Annotated in this window: 7 protein-coding genes and 1 tRNA gene; 1 reads left to right on the plus strand and 7 read right to left on the minus strand. The window is 44.4% G+C overall.

The window, feature by feature from the left end:
- The 6 genes from hflX to tsaE form a co-directional block, all read right to left on the minus strand.
- Positions 1 to 1,246 (minus strand): ribosome rescue GTPase HflX (hflX, locus tag AC4MRV_RS20755; protein ID WP_491189200.1); only part of this gene is annotated, 1,246 nt, incomplete at its 3' end.
- A gap of 40 nt (positions 1,247 to 1,286) precedes the next feature.
- Complete coding sequence (gene hfq / locus AC4MRV_RS20760; protein WP_004743153.1) at positions 1,287 to 1,550, minus strand: RNA chaperone Hfq; 264 nt, start codon at positions 1,548 to 1,550, stop codon at positions 1,287 to 1,289.
- 189 nt (positions 1,551 to 1,739) lie between these two features.
- Positions 1,740 to 2,690 carry a tRNA (adenosine(37)-N6)-dimethylallyltransferase MiaA gene (miaA, locus tag AC4MRV_RS20765; RefSeq protein ID WP_491189201.1) on the minus strand — a complete coding sequence of 317 codons (951 nt, stop codon included), beginning with the start codon at positions 2,688 to 2,690 and terminating at the stop codon, positions 1,740 to 1,742.
- The gene (gene mutL / locus AC4MRV_RS20770; protein ID WP_491189202.1) at positions 2,687 to 4,654 is read right to left on the minus strand and encodes a DNA mismatch repair endonuclease MutL; all 1,968 of its coding nucleotides are present in this window, start codon (positions 4,652 to 4,654) and stop codon (positions 2,687 to 2,689) included. The genes miaA and mutL overlap by 4 nt, the downstream gene beginning before the upstream one ends.
- 12 nt (positions 4,655 to 4,666) lie before the next feature.
- Positions 4,667 to 6,391: a LysM peptidoglycan-binding domain-containing protein gene (locus tag AC4MRV_RS20775; RefSeq protein WP_491189203.1), complete on the minus strand. Its 1,725-nt coding sequence runs from the start codon at positions 6,389 to 6,391 to the stop codon at positions 4,667 to 4,669.
- Positions 6,385 to 6,849 carry a tRNA (adenosine(37)-N6)-threonylcarbamoyltransferase complex ATPase subunit type 1 TsaE gene (tsaE, locus tag AC4MRV_RS20780; RefSeq protein WP_491189204.1) on the minus strand — a complete coding sequence of 155 codons (465 nt, stop codon included), beginning with the start codon at positions 6,847 to 6,849 and terminating at the stop codon, positions 6,385 to 6,387. Before tsaE ends, AC4MRV_RS20775 begins: the two co-directional genes overlap by 7 nt.
- A 200-nt stretch (positions 6,850 to 7,049) precedes the next feature.
- Here tsaE and queG point away from each other — a divergent pair, with 200 nt between their 5' ends.
- On the plus strand, positions 7,050 to 8,168 hold the full coding sequence (gene queG, locus AC4MRV_RS20785; RefSeq protein ID WP_491189205.1) for a tRNA epoxyqueuosine(34) reductase QueG: 1,119 nt from the start codon (positions 7,050 to 7,052) through the stop codon (positions 8,166 to 8,168).
- Positions 8,169 to 8,717: 549 nt separating this feature from the next.
- Here queG and AC4MRV_RS20790 read toward each other — a convergent pair.
- Positions 8,718 to 8,793: transfer RNA gene (locus AC4MRV_RS20790), tRNA-Gly, on the minus strand.
- Positions 8,794 to 8,879: the final 86 nt, after the last annotated feature.

Here is an 8,879-nt window from a genome sequence, read left to right on the forward strand (position 1 = left end):
CAAGTCTAGACCAATCCACTTGTTGCATGCGAACATCAATCAACAAGTTACCTTCCTGGTCATATTCTTCTCGTTGAATACATTTCATCTGGAAGAATGTACTACGAATTCGCCCTTGATGTTGTGGCGGGATTCGCAATTGATACTGAACCATTTGACTCGCGAGACGCTCAGTCAACGCATCAAACAGCAGCTCAATACCTATGCCTTCCATTGCAGAAACCCAAACTGAGCGAGGAATTCCTTCCTCATCACGTTCTATACGAGGTTTCTGGTCTTCTAGATTATCAATCTTGTTCATGACAACCAGAGACGGTACCTCGTGGGCATCGATCTCTTCTAGCACTTCATGAACAGCTTGAATATTCTCACGAAAACGGTCGTCGCTGGCATCTACAACATGTAACAAAATGTCAGCTTCTTGAGTTTCTTGCAGTGTTGCTTTAAATGCAGCAACAAGATCGTGCGGAAGATGACGAATAAACCCTACCGTATCGGCTAAGATAGCCGGACCAACATCCGCTAGCTCTATTTTACGTAAAGTTGGGTCTAGCGTAGCAAACAGCTGGTCTGCGGCATAAACGCCTGCTTCAGTAATACGGTTAAATAGGGTCGACTTACCTGCGTTGGTATAACCCACTAAGGAAACAGTCGGGATTTCCGCTCGATTTCGAGCACGGCGACCTTGTTCACGCTGTTTAGCCACTTTCCCTAAACGGCGCAATATCGCTTTAATACGATCACGCAATAGACGTCGGTCAGTTTCTAACTGAGTTTCACCTGGACCACGTAAACCGATACCACCTTTCTGTCTTTCAAGGTGCGTCCAGCCGCGTATCAATCGGGTTGAGATATGGCGAAGCTGAGCAAGCTCAACCTGCAATTTACCTTCATGAGTTCGGGCGCGTTGAGCAAAAATATCGAGGATCAGACCTGTACGGTCAACCACACGACACTTACACAACTGTTCGAGGTTACGTTCTTGGGCAGGAGAGAGGGCGTGATTAAAAATCACAATATCAGCGCCAGATAACTGCACAGCCTGTGCAATCTCTTGAGCCTTACCCTCTCCGACATAGTATTTAGGGTGTGGAGACTGGCGACTTCCGGTTACAACTTGTAACGCAGAAACGCCAGCTGAAGAGACCAACATCTCAAATTCGCTGAGATCTTCCCACTCCCCTTCTTGCGTGAAGTTGATATGAACAAGTACGGCTCGCTCACCGGCTTCATAACGGTCAAACAAGCAATCAACTCCTTACAAACAAATATGGTAATTCAGAGAATTAATCTTCTGATTTCTCTTGCTGACGATCACCTTGAGGACGATCACCGCTGTGGTGGCTCACTGGGCGAGCAGGAACTACCGTAGAAATAGCGTGCTTGTACACCATTTGGTTAACAGTGTTTTTCAGCAAGATAACAAACTGATCAAATGATTCGATCTGGCCTTGTAGTTTAATTCCGTTTACAAGGTAGATAGACACTGGAATACGTTCGCGACGTAATGCATTTAAGAATGGGTCTTGTAGAGATTGCCCCTTAGCCATTTTTATTTTCCTTATTTTGTAATTTTGTTTTAGTTATTTAGCTAGTGGTGCGCTGCATTAAAAGATGCGGCCTTTGCTCTGAGCTAAACGAATAAAATAACACCCTGTCGCTACTTGTTATGACGGCTTTAAAGCGAAATTTCAAGTAACAGATCCTTTACAGGGCACATTCACGCAAAAGCGATCACATTATACACAGCTAAAACCTTCAGATGCTATGGCATTTGAGACAGTTTCTAGCGCGTGTTCAATGTTTTCACTATCTAACCAAGTTAAATCATCCCAGCTGCGTAACCAGGTGATTTGTCGCTTGGCCAATTGACGGGTTGCACAGACGCCCTTAAAAATGGCTTCATCTAACGTGCAGTTCCCATCCAAATAGTCCCACATCTGCCTGTAACCGACACAACGAATCGAAGGTAGATCTGGGTGAAGATCATCGCGAGCATATAGCGCACGCATTTCATCTTCAAAACCCGCTTCGATCATCTTCTCGTAGCGCAGCTCAATTCGGCGATGGAGCTCTGCCCTTTCCTTGGGAGCTATTGCAAACTGTTTAACTCGGTACGGCAGGCTTTCGCCCTTAGTTTGAGTTAACTCAGTAAGAGTTTTACCTGAAATTCGATAAACTTCCAATGCCCTAGACAATCTTTGTGGATCATTCGGGTGGATTCGCTCTGCTGAGACAGGATCAATCTCTTTTAATTGATCGTGTAATTTATCCCAACCCAAAGCTAATGCTTCTTGCTCTATCTGTTGGCGAATTTTAGTATCTGCGGCTGGTAGTGGCGATAACCCTTCCAGTAACGCTTTGTAGTAAAGCATGGTGCCACCGACGAGGAGTGGGATCTTGCCTTGCTCTACAATTTTATTCATTTCATTCAGCGCATCACGACGAAAATCAGCAGCAGAATAGGCTTCACTAGGATCAAGAATATCGATCAAGCGATGCGGCGCTTGGGCTTGTTCCTCGGCATCAGGTTTTGCCGTACCAATATCCATTCCTTTGTAGATCAGTGCCGAATCAACTGAAATGATCTCTACTGGGAATTTCTGGCGTAAACGAATCGCAAGATCCGTTTTTCCTGACGCTGTTGGCCCCATTAAAAATAGAGCTAAAGGTAATTCTGTGTTGTTCATAATTCTAACGCTGCAATCGTTGCAGAAAAATCTACTGGCTTGACAAAGGTTTGGTCACTAAGTGGAAGTCTTCCTTGCCACAATTGCTCTACATCAGCAATTATCTGGATGGCTTCCGACAAAGTGTAGTCACTTTTTACCTGAGTAATATGATCACTAAGCCATTTTGCTAATTGATTAGGCTCAATAGCGTGTTGGGTGGTAAAACACGAAGCGGCGTAAGATAACAGATCTGGGAGTAGTTGTTGTAGATTTTGTTGACGCAATGGCTGCGGTACTCCCATCACCATCAGCGCTTGATGAGTGCGTTTTTTTAGCTCAATGCCAAATGTCAGTAGTAGCTCTTCTAACTGTATCGCCGCCTGGATCTGCTCAGGTTCGAGTTTTAGTGATAAAGGAACAAGCAATGGCTGGCTTTTCAGTGAGCCGCTCCGAGTGGAAAGTTGGCCATTCACTCGTAACCATTCAGCTTTGGCTAAATTAACCAAATGCGCACCCTGTTTATTGCCCATCAAAACGTAACGCCCTGCAGCCATACAAATCACTTTACCTAATGATTCGACCACCACTACAGAGGGTCCCTTGACTTGAGAGGGAGAAATAGTCTCAACTGGCGCTGCAATAGGTTCGACATCTGGCGTTTTGAGTAGCTCTTGATAAGCTTTTACTTCTTGTTTACTCGGCGTAGGCTCAGAATATCGTCCAGGATCTTTAGACTTATTGGACTGCGGTTTTGATTCATTCCACTCATTGCGTGCAGGAGCCTCACGTACTTCAGAGCGACGCTCTTGGTAGTCAGCTCTTCCTGGATAAGAAGGGACATGCTCTACCGCTTGATAGACTTGTTCTGGAACTGAAGCGGATTCCTCTTTAGGCTGAGTCACGACATTCTCTACAGACTCAGACACACTTGCCGGATCCTGAATATGGAACGCCGAGGCGGTGATCTCTGGCTTATCAATATGCGCACTTTGAGCTAGAGCATCACTTAATGCTTGGTAGATAAAGTCATGGACTAGTCGAGCCTGGTGAAAACGGACCTCATGTTTCGCCGGATGTACATTAACATCAACTTGGTGCGGGTCTAACTCAATAAACAAAACATAGGTGGCAAACTGCTCAGGCCTCAGGCTAGTTTCATAACTTTGCCTAATTGCATGGTTAATCAGCTTGTCACGCATCATACGGCCGTTGACATAACAATACTGTAAATCGCTTTGTTGACGAGCCCCTTCTGGTGTCGTAATCCACCCGTGCAACTTGAGCCCTTGATGCTCAAGTTCAATCTTCAACATATTACGAACAAATGCGCTACCACAAACGGCTGCAATGCGTTTTTCGGCTTGAACTTCACTCTTTGCGGCACGGTACTGCTTCACCAGTTTACCGTTGTGACGTAAGTTAATCGTGACATCAAATCGGCTCAAAGCGATGCGTTTAAGCAACTCGTCAATATGCGTAAACTCGGTCTTTTCAGTACGAAGAAATTTACGTCTGGCAGGTGTATTAAAGAAAAGGTCAAGCACTTCAACAGTTGTGCCAATTGGATGAGCGCTGGGCTGGAGTTTCACCTCCATATCTCGTCCTTCGGAATACGCAGACCAAGCTTGATCTTGGGTTGCAGGGCGAGACGTCATTGTTAAGCGGGAAACAGAGCTGATACTGGCCAGCGCTTCACCACGAAATCCTAGACTAATGATCGCTTCAAGATCATCCAATGTGTGTATTTTTGAGGTGGCATGACGGCTCAACGCTAAGCCGAGCTCTTCTTTAACAATCCCTTTACCGTTATCACGTACGCGGATGAGCTTAGCACCACCTTTTTCGATATCGATATCAATGCGAGTGGCACCAGAGTCTAGGCTGTTTTCTACCAGTTCTTTGACCACCGATGCAGGTCTTTCAACCACTTCACCTGCCGCTATCTGGTTTGCCAAACGCGCTGGAAGAATTTTAATTGTCATGCCATTAAACCGTTACTTGTTTGGGATAATCAAAACTTGACCAATTGCCAGCTCATCACTGCGTAAGTTATTTGCCTTACGTAGGCTACTTACACTCACGCCATATTTACTCGCAATTTTACCTAAAAACTCACCACGCTGTACTTTATGTTTACGCAATGGTTGATCTTTCATGCTCACGGTAATTTTAAGCTTCTGACCTAGTTTCAAGGTGTCGGACTTAAGCTTATTCTCACGTTTAATATCAGCGACTGACACTTTATAGCGCGCTGCTATTTTACCCAGGTAGTCGCCTTTTTGGACCACATGGGTAACCGTCTTCGTTTCGACGGGGTTAGAAACGACAGGTACCGACACAGAACCTGATGAACCAGGAATTGTCAGCACTTGGCCAATCGCAATGTTACTGCTCTTTAACTTGTTTGCCTGCATGATCGCTTTAGTCGAAGAACCGTATTTTTTAGCAATCAAAGAGAGCGATTCACCACGAGAAACCTTATGTTTAATCGCCTTACCACGATTCGCAAACAAAGTCCCCTCTGGTGGGTTAGCTTCGAAATACTGCACAATCGCTTTAGACAAAGCACGCGCTAACTTATCTTGATGACTACGCTGGAACAGTAGTTTTTCTTCCGTAGGGTTGGAAATAAAGCCCGTCTCGACCAAAACTGATGGAATATCTGGAGACTTAAGTACAGCTAGACTCGCATTAACTGGCTCTTTCTTATGTAAATGCACCCCTACTCGAGACATTTCACGTAAAATCTTAGTCGCTACCTTATAGCCTTCTTTCTGCGAGTGGCTAAATTGTAGATCTAGTAAAGTTTGGCTTACGTTTTTATCGCTGTTGTTTTTTGCCAATACCTCTCCTGCACCACCAAGCAGCTGAGACTGCTCTTCATGGTTCTCAACCCAACGTGCGATTTCTGTATTAGCGCGACGAGTATTCAGCACAAATACCGAACCGCCGCGAGGTTTTGGAGAGTGGAATGCATCAGCATGAATTGAGACAAGTAAATGCGCTTTGTTTTTACGCGCAATTTCAGATCGTTTGTTTAAGTTAACGTAATAGTCACTGCGACGCGTGAGTACAGCCTTCATGCCAGGCACTGCATTTATTTGATCAGCGATCTTTTTCGATATCGCGAGAGTGGCATGTTTTTCATATTTTCGAGTCGGGCCAATTGAACCAGGGTCTTCACCACCATGACCAGCATCAATTGCGACAACAATATCTGCACTGCCAGCTAATTGAGATGCATCACGGCTGACTGAATTAGGCTTTGAAGACGTGTTGCTCGCGGTAGATTTAGTAGACGAAGCACCATGAGGCATATCAATCACCAAGCGGTGACCATACTGTCCTCCTGGTGTAGGCGCCAATTTAAAAATCTGCGGCGTCACCTTCTTTTTCATCTCAAACACTAATCGATAAGTGCTCTTCTCAGGCGGCGAGCTTTTGCGGATCTTTTTGAGAACAGGGCTCTCAGAAACATTAATTGGAAGTTTAGTGCTAAGTGTTGTCTGTTTCAGATCGACAACCAAACGCTCAGGGCTACTGAGTGTAAAATAGCTATACTCAGCCTCTGACTTTAAATCGATAACAACTCTCGTTTCGTCAGGAGAAGGCCAAACGCGCACCCCTTCAAGCGCATTGGCTAATACTGTCGATGAAAATAAAGATAGAGCTAAGAGAAAAGGGAAAAATGCAGCTCGTAACAGTTTACTGATTAACATAACTCCAACTGTTCAAGTAATTGAGATCCATAATCATTGTTCGCAGTTAACTCTGCGACACGTTGCTCACCGTTATAACGCATTTCAATATCTAAATCTGCCGATGGCAACAAGCCCTGACCTTTTTCAGGCCATTCAACCAGGCAAATCGCATCTGGTGTGAAGTAATCGCGAATACCCATAAACTCTAACTCTTCAGGATCCGCTAAACGATAGAGATCGAAATGGTACACTTGCCATTGATCAAGTTGGTATGGTTCGACTAACGTATAAGTTGGACTTTTCACATTACCTTCATGACCAAGAGCACGGACAAAGCCACGGCTAAATGTCGTTTTACCCGCGCCCAAATCACCATGTAGGTAGATAGTGGTTTGCTGTGAGCATCGTTGTGCTAGAGCTGTACCTAGCTGAATCGTTGCATGCTCATCTTTAAGGGCAAATTGTTTGGTGCTCATGAAGATTATTCTCTACGTTGTGACTATATAAAACTTAAAAGAACAGGAATAGTAAACTGGGTTGGTTTTAAGAGACAAGCGTTGTTGTGTAAGTAAAAGCCAAAATCAGCAAAATCTTGCGGAGATTGTTAGGATCATTCGCTAGATCCCATCTATAAGATCCGTTAAGATCCTGCCCCCATCAAACCAGAGCGACCAGCATGAACTATCAAGAGCTTGCCGACAAGATCAAAATTTGGGCTCAAGAGCTTGGATTCCAAAAAGTCGGTATCTGTGACATAGATTTAAGCGATCATGAAGCAGAGCTGCAAAAATGGCTGGATGCTGGTTACCACGGAACGATGGATTGGATGGCACGCCACGGTATGATGAGAGCGCGTCCAAACGAACTTTTGCCAGGAACAGTTCGTGTCATTAGCGCGCGAATGAACTACTTACCTCCAGAAGCCCAATTTGCTTCGAATCTCTCAGATACAACCCAAGCTTATATCAGCCGATATGCATTGGGTCGTGACTACCATAAGCTCGTTCGTAACCAACTTAAGAAACTCGGCCAACGTATAGAACAAGAAGTAGGGCAATTTGGGTACCGTCCGTTTGTCGACTCTGCGCCAGTTTTAGAGCGTCCATTAGCTCAAAAAGCTGGGCTAGGTTGGACTGGTAAGCACTCTCTAATCTTAGATAAAGAGTGCGGCTCTTGGTTCTTCTTAGGGGAGTTGTTGATTGATCTCCCTCTTCCTATTGATGAAGAAAGTAAAGATGGATGCGGCAAATGCACAGCTTGTATCACCTCATGCCCGACCAACGCGATTGTCGAAGATGGCGTTGTTGATGCTCGCCGCTGTATCTCTTATCTAACTATTGAATTTGACGGCACTATCCCGGAAGAATTCCGCAAACCTATGGGGAATCGCATTTACGGATGTGATGATTGCCAGCTAGTTTGTCCTTGGAACCGGTTTTCAGAAATCACAGAGCAAAGCGACTTCCATCGACGTGGCACGCTCGTTAACGCTGACCTAGTGACTTTATTCCTATGGGATGAAGATACATTTTTAAAAAATATGGAAGGCTCAGCAATTAGGCGTATTGGTCACCTACAGTGGATGAGAAATCTATCTGTCGCTATGGGTAATGCCCCCTATTCACAACATATCGTAGATGCACTTGCTAGCCGAAAAGGATTGAGTACTGTATTAGACGAGCATATAGAGTGGGCGCTCGAACAGCAAATCAGCCAAACTCCCGTTTATTTAGCATCTTCAAAACAACAGCGCTTGATACGAATCATTGAGAAAGGCTTACCTCGGGATGCATAAAGTTTGCCTGTATGGCATATGCGTAATTTGATTTAGCTCCAAAAACGTAAATGTGGAAAAAAGACAAGATGCTTGCTTGTTTTCTTACAGCAGGAGAAGTTAATCACAACAGCAACAAATGACTAGGATCAAAAAACAGTCACTTAATGATCGAACAAAGTATCCTAAAATCACTCAGCAAACCAGCAAATAACCATAAAAAACAATAAGTTAACCAGAAAAACTCAACCCGAAAGAAAGTTTCATTAAGAAAAAGATCCTAAAATTACGTGGTTATACATAGTGTAAAATCAGGTTACCCACTAAGTTATCCACAAAATCAACACTGTGGATAAGTCTGTGAATGGATGCAGAAAAGCCTAGTTCACATAAGCTCACTATAACTTTTAAGTTGAGCACATCCCGTGCTGGTAGAAATAAGAGACATAAAAACGCCCACCTGAACTCAGGAGGACTAACTTACGTTTATTGGTTGATGCTTCTCAGCATTAGATAAAGAGCTGTGGTCTTAATGACCGTTTCAAATGATTGTGTCATTTGAAGGAGATTTGGAGCGACACACGAGGTTCGAACTCGTGACCTCAACCTTGGCAAGGTTGCGCTCTACCAACTGAGCTAGTGTCGCTTTTTGTCACCGTTAAGCACGATAAAGGCTATCAAAATGGAGCGACACACGAGGTTCGAACTCGTGACCTCAACCTTGGCAAGGTT

It is taken from the genome of Vibrio sp. (genome assembly GCF_984391705.1).

Coding starts and splice junctions, on each gene's coding strand:
- hfq (WP_004743153.1), bottom strand. CDS start 1,550: ATGGCTAAGGGGCAATCTCTACAAGACCCATTCTTAAATGCATTACGT.
- miaA (WP_491189201.1), bottom strand. CDS start 2,690: ATGAACAACACAGAATTACCTTTAGCTCTATTTTTAATGGGGCCAACA.
- mutL (WP_491189202.1), bottom strand. CDS start 4,654: ATGACAATTAAAATTCTTCCAGCGCGTTTGGCAAACCAGATAGCGGCA.
- AC4MRV_RS20775 (WP_491189203.1), bottom strand. CDS start 6,391: ATGTTAATCAGTAAACTGTTACGAGCTGCATTTTTCCCTTTTCTCTTA.
- tsaE (WP_491189204.1), bottom strand. CDS start 6,849: ATGAGCACCAAACAATTTGCCCTTAAAGATGAGCATGCAACGATTCAG.
- queG (WP_491189205.1), top strand. CDS start 7,050: ATGAACTATCAAGAGCTTGCCGACAAGATCAAAATTTGGGCTCAAGAG.